The sequence below is a fragment of the Bacillus cereus group sp. BcHK124 genome, from assembly GCF_027712065.1.
Lineage (GTDB): Bacteria > Bacillota > Bacilli > Bacillales > Bacillaceae_G > Bacillus_A > Bacillus_A pacificus.
Genome location: NZ_JAQFPJ010000020.1, coordinates 39,798 through 57,273, shown reverse-complemented (window position 1 = coordinate 57,273; position 17,476 = coordinate 39,798). Strand labels below are relative to the sequence as shown.

Genomic DNA, 17,476 nt, shown 5'->3' with positions numbered 1-17,476 from the left:
CCTCCTTTTTATCTACATCCTAAATGTCTAGCAATTACAAGACGTTGAATTTCAGAAGTTCCTTCACCAATTTCTAATAGTTTTGCATCACGAATATGTCGTTCTACTTCATATTCACGCATATAGCCGTATCCACCGTGAATTTGTACCGCTTGATTGGCAATACGACTAGCAGCCTCAGATGCGAAAAGCTTTGCCATAGCCGCTTCTTTACCGAAAGGTTTATCGTTATCTTTTAACCAAGCTGCTTTATGTACTAAATTACGCGCTAGCTCTACTTCAGTCGCCATATCAGCTAATTTAAATTGAATCGCTTGGAAATTAGAAATTGACTTTCCAAATTGTTGACGTTCTTTCGCATATTGCAGTGCACGTTCAAATGCAGATTGCGCAATACCAACAGCTAATGCTGCGATTGAAATACGTCCTCCATCAAGTGTATATAAGAATTGTTTAAACCCTTTATTTACATCACCAAGTATATTTTCTTTCGGTACACGTACACCATCAAGTACGATTTCACATGTATTAGAAGCACGTACGCCCATCTTATCGTAAGGGCTTGAAATCGTTAACCCTTCACTAGTAGTCGGTACGATAAATGCAGAAATACGTTTTCTACCATTCTCTTCAACACCGTTGACAGCGGTTACAATAATTGTGTTTGCATACTCTGCATTTGTAATCCAACACTTCTCACCACTAATAACATACTCGTCTCCATCTAATATAGCTTTCGTTTGTGTACCGCCTGCATCAGATCCAGCATTCGGCTCAGTTAGTCCGAAAGCACCTAACGTTTTGCCTGATGCCATTGGAACTAAATATTTCTGTTTTTGTTCTTCTGTACCGAAATAATAAATTGGAGAAGCACCTAATGAAATTGTTGCAGCGTAACTTAATCCTGTTCCACCACAAGCACGACCAATTTCTTCAACTGCTAACGCGTACGATACAGTATCGCCACCTGAACCTCCATACTCTTCTGGGAATGGGATACCTAATAATCCTAGTTCGCCCATTTTTTGAAATGTTTCATATGGAAATTCTGCAGTTTTGTCATAATATACAGCTTTCGGTGCGATTTCCTTTTCAGCAAAGTCACGTACCATTTCTTTAATCATTTGTTTTTCGCGAGTTAGAGTAAATTCCATTCCGCTACACACCCCTTATCGAATATTGAGTTTCGACAGCGTGCGAGTTTCTACTACAAACATTACGAATGAAAAGACAAGAACATTAGTTAGATAATTGTTATAATTCTGTCATAATTTAATTTTAAAACAGATTCTGTACTAATGCACAAAAAAATTCCTACATTGTTCTACAACAACATAGGAGTTTTATTGTCGAATTATGTAATTTTTTGTTTAATAATCTCTACCTTTACCTGAATCTGAAATCTCTACTAAAGCTTCAGGATATGGTTCGAAATATGTTTGTCTTAATAAATACTTTTCATCAAATCGAAGAGCCCATGATTTTAAAATTGCAAGTAAGCTACTAAGCGGAATTTTCTTTTCTTTATATTTTTGTATCAAATCTAAAAAATGATCTTTTTCTTGTTTTTTCAGCTTTGTTTTAAAGTATCCAAAAATATGCTCACATACATTTACATTCGATGTATAGCGGGGTGTGCGCATAAATAATTCATATAAAGTCTTCTCATAATTTTCAAATACAACTTCAATCTTTTCATTTTTGTGATTTGCAATAATACGCCCTAATTCCTTTTGTTTTACCTGATTATATGCCATAAATAAATATTTATTATCCGACTGAAACGATACGAGGTCTTTCATATTTTTATTCCGTTTCATCATCTTGTAATATGCGATTGTAAATAACCTTGTAAGGAAATGTTCTCTAATAATAAAATTCGACAATCTACCTTCTTCTTCAATTGGAAGATGCGAAAAATTTTTTATTACTGCTCCGCCAAATAAACCAGGTCCCTTTCCTTTTGCTGGTGCTTTTTCAAAACCAGAATAAATTTTCACATCACGCGTACCACAACTTGGTGAACGATTTTTTAAAATAAAACCATCCACATCTGATATCGTTTGTAAAAATTTATTTGAAAATTGCTCCATTTTTCCAGTGAGGTCTTCTCTTGTAGACGGTTGCATAAGTTTATTAACCCCTTTTTCTTCTACAATGCGTATCGTTTCACGAGGAGTCCCCAATCCAATCTCGACTTCTGGACAAACAGGTATAAATGTAACAAATGGCTGCAAATTTCGTATTGTTACATCCGGAATCATCTCTCCATTATAACGACAAGCATCAAACTCTAAACATTTACTTACAACGATTGTAGGTTTTGCAAATTGTCGCATTTCATTACCTCCTTAATGCTAGTCCGTATAATATAAATTGTACTAAGATTAACATTTTAAGCAAAGTTTGATTCATTTAATTTTATGATACATATATAGCCAATAATATATTAGCAATCATTCAACTCTATTTTCTATAAATGTGTCCTTTATAATGACGGTTTAGAAACTGTGAAACGAATAATACACACATGCTCTGGAGAAATTAATATGTAAGAAAGGAGGGAGCGTTATGAAGAAAAATTTATCATCTATTTTAAGTGTTTTAGCACTATCTATTATGTTTTTAGGTACATCTGCACAAGCTGAATACGATGGAACTAATATGAATAGAGTTAATAACACTGATATTTCAACTCGAGTTAATGACAATAACTTAGACAGAGTTAATAATGATGTAAGAACTCGAAATGTAAATACAACAAATGATTTAAATGATAATCGTGATAGAAATAATAATTGGGCTTGGCTCGGTTTATTAGGACTAGCAGGATTATTAGGCCTTAGAAGAAGAGACAAAGAAACACGTTAATTTAGAACATTTTTAGTAAACCAGTACTTATTTATCAAAAATATATAATGGATATAAATCGCCTTTTTAAAGGCGATTTATTATTTTTTTAATGGAAAATATGTACTTCACACTGCCACACATTTTTGCCTGCGATTAAATTCGTGGCGTTAATCCGTACAATATGAATTGAATCGTATTTTCAATTTCCGCTTCATCATTCCATTTTTCTTCTGGCAATAATAAAAATCGTGTTAATAATAAACCTAATACAGCTGATAAAGTAAGTCGTAAAACAGTAACTGGGGGCATTTTAATAATTTCCCCTTTTTCTTGAAACTTTTCAATCAACTTTTTAAAATGTGAAAGTAATTCTGTTTCAACTAACTGCTGTATTTCATTTTTCAGTTCCGGCTGAAATGGCACTTCTTGAATTAATATTTTTATCATTGGAAAATGCTTTTTTGCAAATTCAAACCTATTATGAATAACAACTCTTAGAAGCCCTTCATATGATTCATACTCCGATTCAAATATTTCCTTTGCGAATGCTTGCACGAAAAATGGTGCAGCAAACTTCGTTAATGTCGGCATGACAACTGCTAGCAATAAATCTTTTTTCGTTTTATAGTAGCGGAAGATTGTTCCTTCCGCTACACCAGCCCGTTTTGCAATTTCACTTGTTGAAGTTGAAGCATAGCCTTTTTCTCCAAACATATCAACAGCCGCCTCTAATATACGCATTTGACGTTCATTTCGTTTGTCTGTATTTGTTGCGGCAATTAATTCTTCCAGCCAGTCCTTCGTCATCTATAATGCCCCTTTGTATCATCATTATATTTTTCGATGTTTCTTTAATGCAAACACATTCCCTACTGCAAATAATACTGAGAAAAATAGTAAAACAGTTAAATCTAATGCAATCTCTGTAAATCCTTGATTTCGAATCATCACTTGTCTCATTGCGTCAGCGCCGTATGTGAGCGGAAATAATTTCCCTAACATTTGGAGCCACTTATTCATCGATTCAATTGGAAACAAACCAGAAAAGAATATTTGCGGCACAATGACAAGCGGTATAAACTGAATCATTTGAAATTCATTATTTGCGTATGCTGATAAAAACGTCCCTAAAGTTAGTGCCGTTAAAGAAAGCATACATGTAATAAGTAGGGTTAGCCATATAGAGCCAGCTACATACAAATCTAAAATATAAACTGAAAAACTTACGATTATAATGGATTGTATAAATGCAAAGATTCCAAAACCAATAATATATCCTACAACTATTTCCCATCTTTTAATTGGAGTCGATAATAACCTTTCTAACGTACCGCTTAAACGTTCTCTTACGAAAGACACCCCTGATAAAATAAATACAAAGAAAAATGTAAAGAAACCGATCAATACAGGGCCAAGCCCATCAAACATTGTAAAGTCTTTAGAGCCATGTAAATAATTCACTTCAGGTTTCATTATCGATACATCGTTCTTCTCTGTACTTTTTTGTAATATTTGAAGTACAGCACGATTTTTTGACGAATCACTACCTTCTAATACAATATTCATTTTTCCATTTTCTAAACGAATTACTGCATCTACCTTTTGATTTTCTAGCTCAGACATTGCCTTTTCTTTACTATATTCATAAATTGACGCTTCCTGATTTTTCATCACTTTTACTACCTGAACCGGCATATCAACAACTGCGATATGCGGTACATAGTCTTTTTGTGTAAACACTAGCGATAATAACCAAAGTAATAACATAGGTGCTCCAAACATCATGGCTAACGAACGCTTATCTCGAAAAAATTGGCGAATAATACGAATAATTACACCAGTAACTCTCATGATAGGGCCACCTCTTCCAACAAAAAGACATCTTCAATCCGTCCTGATGATACCAGCTTTTTCAATTCTTCAGGCTCTCCAGTCGCAACTAGCTTTCCTTCTCTAATCAACCCTAGACGCTCACAAAACTCAGCTTCATCCATAATGTGTGTTGTTACAATAATGGTAGTTCCTTTCTTTTTCAAATCATAAAATTTTTCCCAAATCGTTTTTCTAAGAAGTGGATCTATCCCCACTGTTGGCTCATCTAAAATTAATATTTCAGGCTCATGAATGAGTGCTATCGCTAATGATAAACGCTTCTTCATACCTCCCGAAAAATGCTGTACTTGCTTTTTCATATGTTGTGATAATTGAACAAGATCAAAAACCTCTTCAATTCTTTCTTTTTTATGCTTTCCCTTTAATCCATACATTGTTGCCATAAAATCTGCATTTTCATATGCTGATAATTCTTCGTATAATGCATCAGCCTGAGCCATATAACCAATTCTTTTCATCTCATTTAAATTAGGCATGTTCGTGTTGTAAACAAGCACCTCACCTTTAGTCGGCTCATTAATACCAGCAATCAATTTAATAAGTGTCGTTTTCCCTGAACCAGAAGGCCCAACTAAACCAAATATCTCTGCTTTTTCAACTTGTAATGAAAGATTGTGTAAAACTTCTTTTTTTCCAAAACTTTTTGACACGGTTCGTAAAATAATTGCAGGTTGCTGCACGTTTTCTTCCCCCTTTTCAAAAATGAGTGAGTACTCACTTTTATTTTACTCTTGCGTAATTATATGTCAAACTTCATTGATTAGTATATATTTTCAATCCACAATATTAAACAATGAAACAGAGTCAACATTAGAATTTCATTTCCTAAAGCCGACTCTGTTTCATTTAAATTATATATTTTATTTTACGTTTTTAAATTCATATATTTTCTAATTCTAGCAACATCTAAAGAATACTCGATAACTAACTGCTGTAACGGTAATATAACTGTATCAGGATATAAATGGGCATATTGTAATGTTTCTGCGTATTTTTCTAACCTTTTTTCTAAATACTTAATTATTTGATCAGGATGACTTACTAATAAACATTTACAATAATAATGTATTTGTTCCTCAATCGCCGTATATTCTTCAATTTCATATTCTTTATGCATGTGTACACCCCTTTAAGTTTTTTCACATGAGTTACTTATCACATTTTTCACTCGACTAATTTTTAAGTTTTTTGATTATTTACACTATAACAAACTCTTCGGGTCAAATTTTGTTACTTTATGTAACGTAGAAAATTTTTAACAAAATTGTAATGTTTACTCCTGCAAAATACAGAAAGCCCCTTTACTCATTTTTGTATAAAAAAAATCGTACAGCTTAATTTAGCTGCACGACTACAAGTTCTGGCCTATTAAAAATTCTTTGCGGAATGATACTATTACCTAATCCTCTACTTACTACCATAGACGTATTTTGTTCTTCATATAAACCAGCTGTATATGTAGGGAATACCCCTTGATTTGGAGCAACTAACCCGCCAATAAATGGCAATCTAACTTGCCCTCCATGAGCATGACCCGATAATACTAAATCTAGTTGCTCATCAGCGTATTCTGTCAAAAATTCAGGCCTATGGGATAGTAATACATCAAATGTATTTGGAGGCATTTCAAATTTCGCTTTTAAAATTGCATCTTTTACAATATTTCCTTCATCACGGTTTCCAGTTACAAACTCCGGATCATCAATACCTAGCAAATTTATTTCTTGCTCACCCTTTCGAATGCCTACATGTTCATTCCTTAAAACATTGACATCATATTTCTTCAACTCTTTTTCTAAACGGTTATACTTTCCAGACCATTGTTCATGGTTTCCTGTCACAAAATATACAGGATACTCCTTTACAATTTCTCGTATTAATTGCATACTAACTTCTGCATCGTATGATTTACTGTCAATTAAATCACCCGTAATCGCAATAATATCTGGGTCTATGCTTTCAATTTTTTGAATTAACACACCTTGCTTATTGCCAAATTGTTTATTGTGTAAGTCTGAAATTTGTAGAATTTTATACCCTTTAAAAGAGGAGGATATTTTACTAGAGGTTATTTTAACCTCAGTTATACCTATTAAATTGTTCTGTAAATATAAAAAAGTAATAAAAGCTACTAATATGCCAATAAACAATATGATTCTATTAATATTTCTCTTCATATTCTCTCCTTTTATTTTTATAAAACACTTATTTTATATTAACAGAATTATATGATACATTTTGGTTTTTATTGAATATAGTACAGTACATGAAATTTCATATCGAATACGTCATATATATTTATTTTACCTTTATCCTCTTAATAATAAAAATACAAAAACGATTCTTTTCATACGAAAAAGAATCGTTTTCTAATTTTATACATCCAATAACATATGGTAAAGAACTGAAATAACTAAGAAATTATTATTTAATAGCATCAATTACAACTTCAGCCGCCTCTTTAATTAGTTGATTATCATAGGTAGCCCCTTTTTCATCTTTACTCGATAAAATTGCGATGATAATGGGTGCTCTATTTGGTGGCCAAACGATAGCAATATCATTTCGTGTCCCGTAACTGCCAGCTCCTGATTTATCTGCAACTACCCAGTCAGTTGGCACGCCTGCACGAATAAGTTTGTCTCCTGTAGCATTTCCTTTCATCCACTCTATAAGAATGTTACGCTTATGGACTGGAAGCACATTTCCGGCTGTAAAAGCTTTAAGATTCGTAGCAATTGCTTTCGCTGTACTAGTGTCACGAATGTCTCCTGGAATAGCCTCGTTTAACTCTGTTTCAAAGCGATCAGACATAGTAACCCGGTCCCCCATCTGTCTAAGCGCTTTTTCATATCCTTTCGGTCCGCCTATTTGATGAAATAAAATGTTCCCTGCAGTATTATCACTGTAACGAACAGCAGCCTCCGCAATTTCTCCTAGTTTCATTCCAGTATCTACATATTTCTCTGTAACAGGTGAATATTCCACTAAATCGTCTTTCGTGTAAGTAATAACGTCATTTAATTTCTCAGTAGAGTATTGCTGCAGTAATACTCCTGCTGCTAAAGCCTTATAAGTTGATGCAAAGGCAAATCTTTCGTTAGGTCGATAAGAAATTGTTTGATTGGTACCAGTATCAATCGCATATACACCTAATCGAGCATCAAATTTTTTCTCAAGTTTAGAGAACTCTTTATGCGTCGCCTGATGGTTATGTTTCACTTGTCCAGTCTTTTCTTTCGCTTCAACTTGCAATGCACCTCCTGTAAAAGTTACTAGGCTTGTAATACTTAAACCTAATATACCAACACACATCCCTATTTTTAGCATTTTCTTGTTTTTCAAAACTATCATTCCTTTCAAATACTTAATACCTTTTTATACGTACACATAATAGACAATCACCGAAACAAATTTGTTCCATAAACTTAAAAATTTTTATCGCTCGTATCACAGTTATTAATAAAATAAGAGATAACAACTATGACCGCTGCTATCTCTTATTTCACATTTCATCTTTTTACTTATAAATGCCTTTATACAAACAGGGGCTCTTCCCTGAGAAAAGTACACAAATTTTACTAATTTTGATTCGAAGTATCTGTACTAGCAGCTTCATCATGCATACGCTGCTTTTTCAAATCAAAGTATACATCTAAAACTTCCTTTCCAATTATAGAATTAATTCCACTTTTATCATTATGAAGCCATGGGACTACTACAGAAAACGCTACTTCTGGATTATCATATGGAGCATATCCAACTAACGTTAAGTTGTAACATTCCATACGTTCTCCTTTTGCATTTCTACCTATTGGATCATCTCCACCATACACAGTTTGGGCTGTCCCTGTCTTTCCTGCTGGTTTATATGGAGCATTTTTGAAATACTTCACGCCAGTTCCATCACCTTCTTGGAATACCCATCTAAACCCTTCTTTTATTCGATCAATATATTCTGTCTTCATATCAATCCGATTTAATACGACAGGCTCTATGGAGCGAATAACTTTGCCAACCTCTTCTTTTATTGATTGCTCTCGTATTTCTTGTACAATTTGAGGTTGCATTCTATAACCACCATTCGCAATCGTTGAAATATATTGAGCTAATTGCAATGGCGTATACGTATCATACTGACCTATAGAAAAATCTAGTAAAAAACCAGGTTGACTATCTACTTTTCTCGTTTGTCCAATTATTTCATTCGGCAAATCAATACCTGTTGGGACACCCAAACCAAATTGCTTGAAATAATAGCGCATCGTATCAAATGCCCCTTGTTTAATATCCAATGAACCATTTGGTACGTAATTAACTCCCGCAATTTTTAAAGCTGTCTGGAACATATATACATTCGAAGATACTTGTAGAGCTCGTAAATCATTAATATTTCCAAACCCAGATACATTCCATGATTTCTTAGCTTGTGTACCTTTAAATTTCATTGGCGCGTCATAAAATTGATCTCCTGGTTGTATTGCCCCTGTCTCATATCCAGTTAATAAAGTTGCACCTTTTACAGCTGATCCTAGTTCATACGAAGTTGTCATATTACCTAATGCCAAATCCTTGATTTCCATTTTCCCTTCTTTTTCTACAATCCTTTTGCCTGCCATAGATAAAATCTGTCCGTTATTCGGATTCGTCATAACAACAAAAGCTCGGTCCAATAGCGGCTCTGAACTCTTAAAAGCTCTCAAATTTTTCTCTAAACTTTCTTCCACTTTCTGTTGTAATTCCATATCAATCGTTAATGTTAAACTATTACCACTTTTTCCTTTAGAAATTATTTCTGTGTTTATAATATTTCCTGATTTATCTGTAATATTTTTCACTTCTTCTTTTGTACCATGTAACACATCTTCATATCGTTGTTCAATGTAACTTTTCCCTACACGATCATTACGGTTATATCCGCGTACTAAATAAGAATCTAAATTTTCTTTTGGCAAACCTTCTTCACTACTCGTAATATTACCTAACACGGAACGAAATAAATCACCATTTACATAATTGCGCTCCCAATCAACCGTTGCATCTACTCCTGGAAAATCCGCAAGATTTTCACTTATCCGCGCATACTCCTCATCTGTTACATCTTTTTTAATAATTTGTGGTGTTAGTTGATAACCTGAACTCATTTTACTTTTAATAGCTAACACCTTTAAATCTTGTTCTGTTAACTCACCCAATTCTAATTCTGTAACGCGACTTCGTCTTAAATCTTCTATTTTTTTATCTAACTCTTTTCCCTCTATTCCCTTTTCTTTAAACTTTTCTATATCTTTTTTCGTAATCATTGTTTCCGCACGTTTCGTATTCAACTGCATCCAAAAATCCTTTTTATCGATATCGGTTAATTTATTTATGTCTTGTTCGGGCATTTCAAGTACTTCCGCCAAGTCTTTTGCTGTTTTTAAAATATCTTCACTCGTAATCCCCTTTGCCCTTGTATACGTAATTGTGCGAAGAGATTTATTATTAACGATTGTTTTCCCTTCTCGATCTAAAATTTGTCCACGTGGAACTGGAATACTCGTTATTGCATTTTGACTACTTTCCACTTGGTTCTTATAAGCCTCTCCCTCAACAATTTGTACTTTCCCTAGCTGCATAATAATGGCTGAGAATAGTAAAAATATACAAAGGAACATGATATTTAATCGAATAGATATATATGTCTTCTGCTGCTTTCCTTTTTGTTCTTTCATAAATCCTCCATTTAATCCTTTCAGGGATTGCTACAAATACTAAAAGCATTCCTTATATATTAGATACCGATAATCGGTTATAAATATCGTCTCATTTTTTTCTTAATCCTTGTAAGCACCCATTCCTTTTCGTTTAACTACGTAATTAACGACTCTCCCTTCTTGTTTTCTCTATTTTTGTAGCTTGTATTAGATATGACTCATATTAAACTTACACATAGACTTGCTAGTAATTTTTCATACTGATTATTCCTTTCTTCATGCTGTAATACTTAATAGACAATCTAAATAATAAAGTTGTTCCACATTTACAAAAAAAATAATTAACTATAATATGGAATAGGCTACATAAGGGAGGGTTATATGTTACATACAAAAAGATGGAGATTTTTTGCGGTTCTTTCTATTGTAGGTTTGATTTTACTAATTTTATTTAAAATCAACTTCATTTCAATTACTATCGCAACTTCTTCAGCTGAAAGAGGAAAAATTTTTGATCAAAATGGTGTAATACTAGCTACAAATAAGAAAGTTAAGTCTCTTTATTGCACTTCTAATTATGAAAATTTATCGAATCAAGATACATCAAACACATTAGCTTTTTTCAATCAATTTTCCAACGAGTTTCAACATCATATTTCTACAGAGAATATAAAATCTCAATTACAACAATCTTGTAAAAAGCAAACTATGAATGATATACCGTTATACTCTGACATCACTGAGAACGAACTTGCATTCATAAAGAAAAACAAACCCAAAAATGTAATAATTAAAGATGAAGTAATACGTTATTATCCTAAACACGAAATTGGTTCACAGGTAATTGGGTATGTAGAACATGACCTTAATTCAAAGTATATGGTTGTTGGAAAAAGCGGGATTGAGTTGCAATATGAAAATGATTTAAAAGGCAAACCAGGTAAAACTCTTATTTTTAAAATGAATAATAAAAAGTTCTTTTGGAGCATTCGAAAAGTACAAAACGGAAAAGATGTCTGGCTAGCTTTAGATTTTAAGTTGCAACAAAAAACTGAAGAGGCATTAAAATCTCAAATTAAGAAAACACCTGATGCTAAAGGTGGTTATGCTGTAGTGAGCGATGCAAAAACTGGCGCGATTTTAACTATGGCCAACTCAGCAGTTTTTGATCCAAATATATTACATACACATGTAACAACTAAAATAGATAACATAAAATCACTTTCGCAAAATAAAGCAATTCAAAAATTAAAGTATGGTGAATCTTATGTAAATATGGCTTCTACTATAAAGCCACTTACTATTTTAATTGGATTAAACGAAAAGCTTTTTCAACCTGAAGATACTTACTTAGATAAGGGTACTTTTCAGTATGATAATCAAAATAATATTACGAATGCACCTGGAACACCAACAGGTGAGATTACACCGAGGCAGGCTATCATTAATTCATCTAACACATTTATGACAGCAAAAGTAGCTTTGCCCTTATTCAACCAAAATAATGGAAATATAGAAAAAGTGGCACATATATGGACAGATTATTTAATGCAATTCGGCCTACGTTCTAAAACCGGGATTGATTTACCCTTTGAAGAAGACGGACAATATGAATTCCATCCCTCTAATAAGTTTGAAAATGGAATTTCCGCTTTATTAAATGCCTCTTGGGGAGGAAATGAAGTGCATACTCCTCTTCAACTTGCTCAATATGCAGCAACTTTAGCAAGTAAAGGTGATAAATATAAACCTCAAATCGTAAGTGCTATTATTGGTCAAGATGGTAAGGAAACAAAAAAGTTTAAACCAATTTTAGAAAGTTCAAATCGTTACCCGATGAACTTTTGGAGTGTCGTGCAAGGTGGAATGAGTCAAAATATAGAGGAGATTAAAAAGTTGCCCTTTGACGTCGCTGGTAAAACAGGTATTACAGGTTTTCCAAATGAGCAAGCAAGAATGATAAATCATTCTCTATTCATTGCATATGCTCCTACCGAAGATCCACAGATTGCCGTTTCTGTCGTTATTCCTGGTAGTAATTCAGAAAAAAACATTGCTGCTCTCGTTACATCAGAAATTTTAGAGTCCTGGAATACTCTTCAAAAAGAGAATAAAAACCAAAAGGAAGGTTCACTTTAATGAACCTTCCTTTTTTACCAAATAGAATCTATATTTATTATTTTCCATTCACCTTCATTATTCTTTTCAAACATAAATGAGTATTTAATGTCAGTTAAAACATACTCTTTTTGTACATATCCAGTATTACCGTTAATTGTCGATATTTTTATATATTCATCCTTCTGCACTTTTTCTGGAATCCAAGCTTTTACCATTTCATTAGATACTTCATATAAAACTTGTGATTCTCGCTTTGGTTCAGCTAAAATTTTCGTTTTATTCCCAGTAACAGTCGCATATATAAAATGAGGTTGCTTTGGTTGGTTATTTTCTGTCAATCCACTTGGTACTTTATATACATGTTTTGTATCATTTGCAAATTCTCCCCCCATTGTAAGTGCGACTTGCAACTCATGAAAAATATCTTCATCAAACTTCAATTCATCCTTCTTATAGCTCTTCCCTTTAAATTGAACTTCATCGTTTAACGCTTTATACAATTCATTTTTATTTTTTACATTTGTACTTTGATATAACTCATTCATGAATTGTTTTAATGTTGGATCTTGAGCAGACTCATCTTTTGTTTTAGGCTTAATTTGTGTACTACTTTGCACCGGTGATTTATTATCATCAAGCCAAGGTTGTTGAACAATAAAAAATAAAAATGTACACGCTAAAACCACAACAATTGGCAATGCTTTTTTACGAAATCGTCTTGTTTGTTTTAGAGAGCCTCCCTCATTACTTTCATATATAGATTGCTTTATTTTATAAACGTATTCTTCTTCATCTTTACGGTGTTCCATTGGGCCTTTTTTTAATTTTCTATACCAGTCAGGATTTTGTTTATTGTTCATCACTACTACCCTCCCCTATTAATTTTGAAACCTTACTTCTTGCTCTACTTAATCTAGATTTTACAGTTCCAATGGATACTCCTAGTGTTTCAGCCATTTCTTCATAAGATAATTCATATTTTGCATCCAATATTATTATTTCACGGTGCTTTTTAGGTAGTTTTAATACAACTTTCCACACATCATTCATTTCTTCTTGCTTAAAAAATTCTTGTTCTGCCGACACAGTTTGCTTATCGTCACTAAAAAAACCTACTAAAGATATTCTTTTAAAATAAGATGATTTCAAATAGTTTATTGCCGTATTTCTTGTGATTTTTAATATCCACGTTTTAATAGATGACTCCTTTCGAAATGAATTCCAATTTTTAAATACCTTTATAAATACGTCTTGCGTGATATCATCTGATAAGTGTGGATCTTTCGTAATAATAAATGAATAATTCCATACATCTTGCCAATAGTCTTTTATAACATAGTCCAGCTCATCATGATTACACTTTTCAATAAACGTCTGTTCCATTTCCACACCTCAAACTTATTTGAATAAACATAAAACTGCCCTCACTTTTATTATGGTTTCAATATATAGACAAGATACAAGTTTCATTTGTTCCATTGTTTATCTTTTTTTGATAGAAAAATCCTCTTGAGAATGTAAAGGTGTGCAATTACTTTCATAAAATAATCCCCTATACATTCTCTTACATGACAGGCTCCTAAAAAACAAGTAAAGCATACAATGTTAAAAATACACTCATAAAAATCTGATTATTATTTGTGAATTTCATACAACACTCCACTTATATCACATTTTTTCTTAGAGCATGCTTATTTGTGTGCTCTATTTATGTTTTACTAAATAACTGTTTTGTTTAATTTTAAAACTTGTCCATTTCATTTTGTTTTACTCTTCTATTTACTATTTACTATTTACAATGTCAACCTTTCAAAAATGAAGATGAGTTATCAACTTTCTGTAGCCACAGTAAAAAAGCATTCTCGACTAGCAAGAATGCTTTTTCAAAATATATTTGTTCTATATTTCACGCAATTTATACCTTTGAGTTAAGCAAACATATAGTGAATTTACTAGAAGATTTCACCTTATGATAAGCTATTATTTCTGAAAAACATGTTTTACTTTTTCGCCTGGAACATTGCTCCCTCCTCTTCCTTTTACATCTTCAATCATCATGGTTACAATCATGTCTGGCTTATTTGCATCAAAAGCTGCAAACCATCCGAGTTCTTTTCCGTCTGCCTCTTTCGATTCTTTCAATTCTGCTGTACCTGTTTTACCAGCAAGAGTTACACCATCAATCTTAGCAATTCTCCCCGCGCCATCAGGGTCATTAATGACTTTGATTAATGCACTCTTTAATATATCTTGATTCTTTTTAGAAATCACATTTTCTTTCCAATTCCCCGTAACTTTTGCTTCTTTTAAAAGATGAGGCGACGGAATATTCCCTTCATTCACAATCGGTGCATATGTTAATGCTAAATGAAGTGGTGTCATTAATACTTGTCCTTGTCCGTATCCCGTGTCTGCTAGTTGAATATCATTTTTTATCCCATCTCTTGCAATGATTGAAATAGGAAATTCGTATTCAATTGGTAATTTTTCATGAAATCCGTATTTCTTAAATTCATTTACATACTGATCTTTTCCCATTTTCAAAGCTTGTTGAGCAAAATAAATATTATCAGAATACTTCATTGCCTTGTCAAAATCAATTGGACTTGCATCCTTCACACGTGTTACATAATAATTTCCCCAAGAGGAATCTTTTGTCCACTTTAATCCTTGAATATTAAATTCTTCCTTAGGTTTTATTGCGTTTGTTTCCAAACCAATTGCACCTGTAATCGTTTTAAATACGGAACCTGGTACAAATGCTTGTGTGAAGCGATTCATCATTGGTAGTTTCGAGTCGTTATTCCATGCTTCTCGTTGGGCCTTTGATGCTCCTCTAACTATTGTATTTGGATTATACGCAGGGCTACTTACAAGCGCGATTGTTTCACCTGTTTTAGGATTGATAGCTGCACTAGAGCCGGCTTCATTTTTCATCTCATTATAGATTTTTTCTTGAATTGCAGCATCAATTGTTAACGTAACATTTTCCCCTGCTTTCGCTTCTTTTTTGGCTACGTTTTTAATTTCTTTCCCGTTTTCATCTTCTATAAATACGCGTCCACCCTTTTCACCACGCAATTTATTCTCCAGTACTTTCTCTAAACCTGTCTTACCTATTAAATCATCAGCTTGATAACCTCTTTTTTGAAGCGATTTTAATTCCTCTGCATTCACCTTTCCTATATATCCAATTAAATGTGCAGCTGCTTCACCTAATAGATACGTACGAATATTGACTGGACGAGATGATACTCCTTCTAATTCAATATAATCATTCTGTCTAGTTCCCTCTTTTAAAATACCAATTGGTACAAAGGAATCCGGCTTTATCCATTTCGCTGTAAGCTTCTGATCGACCTCTTCTATAGACATATCCAGTAACTGTGCTACTATTTCTTTTGTTTGCGCCGCCGTTTCGCCTAGTTTCTCTGGAATAATTCCAACTTCAGTCGCTTTACCATTCGTTGCTAGACCTTTCCCATTTCGATCGTATATTTCCCCACGTTTTCCTTGCTCTATTTGCATACGTACTTTGTAATCTTTTTTCATACCTGGAAAAATAAAATCTGGTGTCCAATCTATTTTCCAAGATTCTTTCTCTTTTACAAGTTTTGCCTCATGGATAAATGAAGCTGTTCCTCCACCTGTATCCATCTTAACTTCAAAAAGTAAAAGTTCTTTATCTTTTGCATTCTCTCCTTTCGTTTTAACTTTTAAATTCTTAACGCCAATACCTTCATAAATTTTTGATATTTCTCTGTGAATTCCTTTTTAGAAATCGTTTTTTGGGCATGTTCTGATAAATGATCATACATATTTGCAAATTTTTTATCATTCCATAAATTTATATATTCTTCAAATGCTTGTTTTGGCGATTCGTTTTTATTACATCCTACCAATATAACTACGGAACAAAAGAAAAGCAGCATCCATAATTTTTTCAATTCAATCTTCTCCCTTAGTTAAAAATATTTATTTCTTTCTTGATATATTGAATAAAAAATGTTGTAACACTTAATAGACAGTGCAAGTAATGAAATTGTTCCACATTTACAAAAAATAAAACCAGTGTGTCCGATTAAATATCGAGACACACTGGTTTTATTAACTATAAAGGATTTTAATTATTCAATTCAGTTATTTGCTAGACTCATACCAGAGATAAATTCTCCTTAGTCTAGACTATTAATCTCTTATAATAAAAAACTACATCCTATATAGAATGTAGTTTTTTCACAGACTTATCTATTTTTTACTTCCTTTTTATAAAAATCATATAATAGATTGATAGATGAGCTAGATAATATAGGCATTGCCTTCTCAACTAATTCTCTATCCCAATCAAACCAACGCATTTCCATCAGCAAATTTATTTCTGTATCAGTGAATCGTTTCTTTATTTCTTTAGCTGGAGTTCCCCCCCCCACTATTGTATACGGCGGAACATCTTTACTTACGACAGATCCTGCTGCAATGATTGCGCCTTCACCGATTGTAACGCCAGGCATTATAATTGATATGACTGTTCAATTTGCTCAGCGAATGGATATACTGTAATCCATTCTGAGTGATGATTATGATTACCACCCATTAAAATGACTACTCCACTGGCAATACAAACATAATTCCCAATAATGAGTTTATCAAGATGCCATCCCATCTGTTCAATTGGATTGAAAAGTGCTCGGGACTTAGCATCCCCCACAAATACCTTACACAGCCATCTTCAAAATTTTGATGACCATAATACCCTGAATAATAGGAGTACTCTCCTACTTCAATGAGTGGATTTGTTACTATATCTTTTATATACTTTGTTTCCGGCCAATGATTACATAATGGATGCTTCATAACTTTATTCCTCGCTTCTAAGTAGTGTAGGTTTTTACAATTTACTTAGAAGCTTACTA

General features: G+C 33.0%; 13 protein-coding genes and 2 pseudogenes. 2 read left to right on the top strand and 13 right to left on the bottom strand.

Annotation, left to right across the window (positions count from 1 at the left end; all coding sequences use genetic code 11):
* Positions 1–8: 8 nt before the first annotated feature.
* Both PDK19_RS22165 and PDK19_RS22160 read right to left on the bottom strand, forming a co-directional pair.
* Positions 9–1,154 (bottom strand): acyl-CoA dehydrogenase, encoded by a 1,146-nt coding sequence (locus PDK19_RS22165; protein WP_000397274.1) that lies wholly within the window; start codon positions 1,152–1,154, stop codon positions 9–11.
* Between the two features lie 216 nt (positions 1,155–1,370).
* The gene (locus tag PDK19_RS22160) at positions 1,371–2,339 is read right to left on the bottom strand and encodes a YbgA family protein (RefSeq protein WP_001248629.1); all 969 of its coding nucleotides are present in this window, start codon (positions 2,337–2,339) and stop codon (positions 1,371–1,373) included.
* Positions 2,340–2,571: 232 nt separating this feature from the next.
* Here PDK19_RS22160 and PDK19_RS22155 point away from each other — a divergent pair, with 232 nt between their 5' ends.
* Entirely contained in the window at positions 2,572–2,871 is a 300-nt protein-coding gene (locus tag PDK19_RS22155) for a WGxxGxxG family protein (RefSeq protein ID WP_000739916.1), read from the top strand.
* Positions 2,872–3,006: 135 nt separating this feature from the next.
* Here PDK19_RS22155 and PDK19_RS22150 read toward each other — a convergent pair whose 3' ends face one another.
* From PDK19_RS22150 to PDK19_RS22120, 7 genes are all read right to left on the bottom strand, one after another.
* Complete coding sequence (locus PDK19_RS22150; RefSeq protein ID WP_000159206.1) at positions 3,007–3,660, bottom strand: TetR/AcrR family transcriptional regulator; 654 nt, start codon at positions 3,658–3,660, stop codon at positions 3,007–3,009.
* Between the two features lie 24 nt (positions 3,661–3,684).
* Positions 3,685–4,704: an ABC transporter permease gene (locus PDK19_RS22145; RefSeq protein ID WP_001266750.1), complete on the bottom strand. Its 1,020-nt coding sequence runs from the start codon at positions 4,702–4,704 to the stop codon at positions 3,685–3,687.
* A complete protein-coding gene (locus PDK19_RS22140; RefSeq protein WP_001186989.1) occupies positions 4,701–5,426 on the bottom strand; it encodes an ABC transporter ATP-binding protein in 726 nt (241 codons plus the stop codon). The genes PDK19_RS22145 and PDK19_RS22140 overlap by 4 nt, the downstream gene beginning before the upstream one ends.
* 185 nt (positions 5,427–5,611) lie before the next feature.
* The gene (locus PDK19_RS22135; RefSeq protein WP_000548621.1) at positions 5,612–5,863 is read right to left on the bottom strand and encodes a hypothetical protein; all 252 of its coding nucleotides are present in this window, start codon (positions 5,861–5,863) and stop codon (positions 5,612–5,614) included.
* A gap of 217 nt (positions 5,864–6,080) precedes the next feature.
* Positions 6,081–6,923 (bottom strand): metallophosphoesterase, encoded by an 843-nt coding sequence (locus PDK19_RS22130; RefSeq protein ID WP_049112177.1) that lies wholly within the window; start codon positions 6,921–6,923, stop codon positions 6,081–6,083.
* 247 nt (positions 6,924–7,170) lie between these two features.
* On the bottom strand, positions 7,171–8,100 hold the full coding sequence (bla, locus tag PDK19_RS22125) for a class A beta-lactamase Bla1 (RefSeq protein WP_049112183.1): 930 nt from the start codon (positions 8,098–8,100) through the stop codon (positions 7,171–7,173).
* 227 nt (positions 8,101–8,327) lie between these two features.
* A complete protein-coding gene (locus PDK19_RS22120; protein ID WP_242296226.1) occupies positions 8,328–10,460 on the bottom strand; it encodes a peptidoglycan D,D-transpeptidase FtsI family protein in 2,133 nt (710 codons plus the stop codon).
* Positions 10,461–10,823: 363 nt separating this feature from the next.
* Between PDK19_RS22120 and PDK19_RS22115 the strand changes: the two genes are divergently transcribed.
* The gene (locus PDK19_RS22115; protein ID WP_000903338.1) at positions 10,824–12,581 is read left to right on the top strand and encodes a peptidoglycan D,D-transpeptidase FtsI family protein; all 1,758 of its coding nucleotides are present in this window, start codon (positions 10,824–10,826) and stop codon (positions 12,579–12,581) included.
* A gap of 14 nt (positions 12,582–12,595) precedes the next feature.
* Here PDK19_RS22115 and PDK19_RS22110 read toward each other — a convergent pair whose 3' ends face one another.
* From PDK19_RS22110 to PDK19_RS22095, 4 genes and pseudogenes are all read right to left on the bottom strand, one after another.
* On the bottom strand, positions 12,596–13,423 hold the full coding sequence (locus PDK19_RS22110) for a hypothetical protein (protein ID WP_049112181.1): 828 nt from the start codon (positions 13,421–13,423) through the stop codon (positions 12,596–12,598).
* Positions 13,413–13,946: an RNA polymerase sigma factor gene (locus PDK19_RS22105; RefSeq protein ID WP_000438333.1), complete on the bottom strand. Its 534-nt coding sequence runs from the start codon at positions 13,944–13,946 to the stop codon at positions 13,413–13,415. The genes PDK19_RS22110 and PDK19_RS22105 overlap by 11 nt, the downstream gene beginning before the upstream one ends.
* A 597-nt stretch (positions 13,947–14,543) precedes the next feature.
* A pseudogene (locus PDK19_RS27505) lies at positions 14,544–16,510 on the bottom strand (penicillin-binding transpeptidase domain-containing protein).
* 297 nt (positions 16,511–16,807) lie between these two features.
* Positions 16,808–17,417 (bottom strand): annotated as a pseudogene (locus PDK19_RS22095) (CatB-related O-acetyltransferase).
* Positions 17,418–17,476 lie beyond the last annotated feature (59 nt).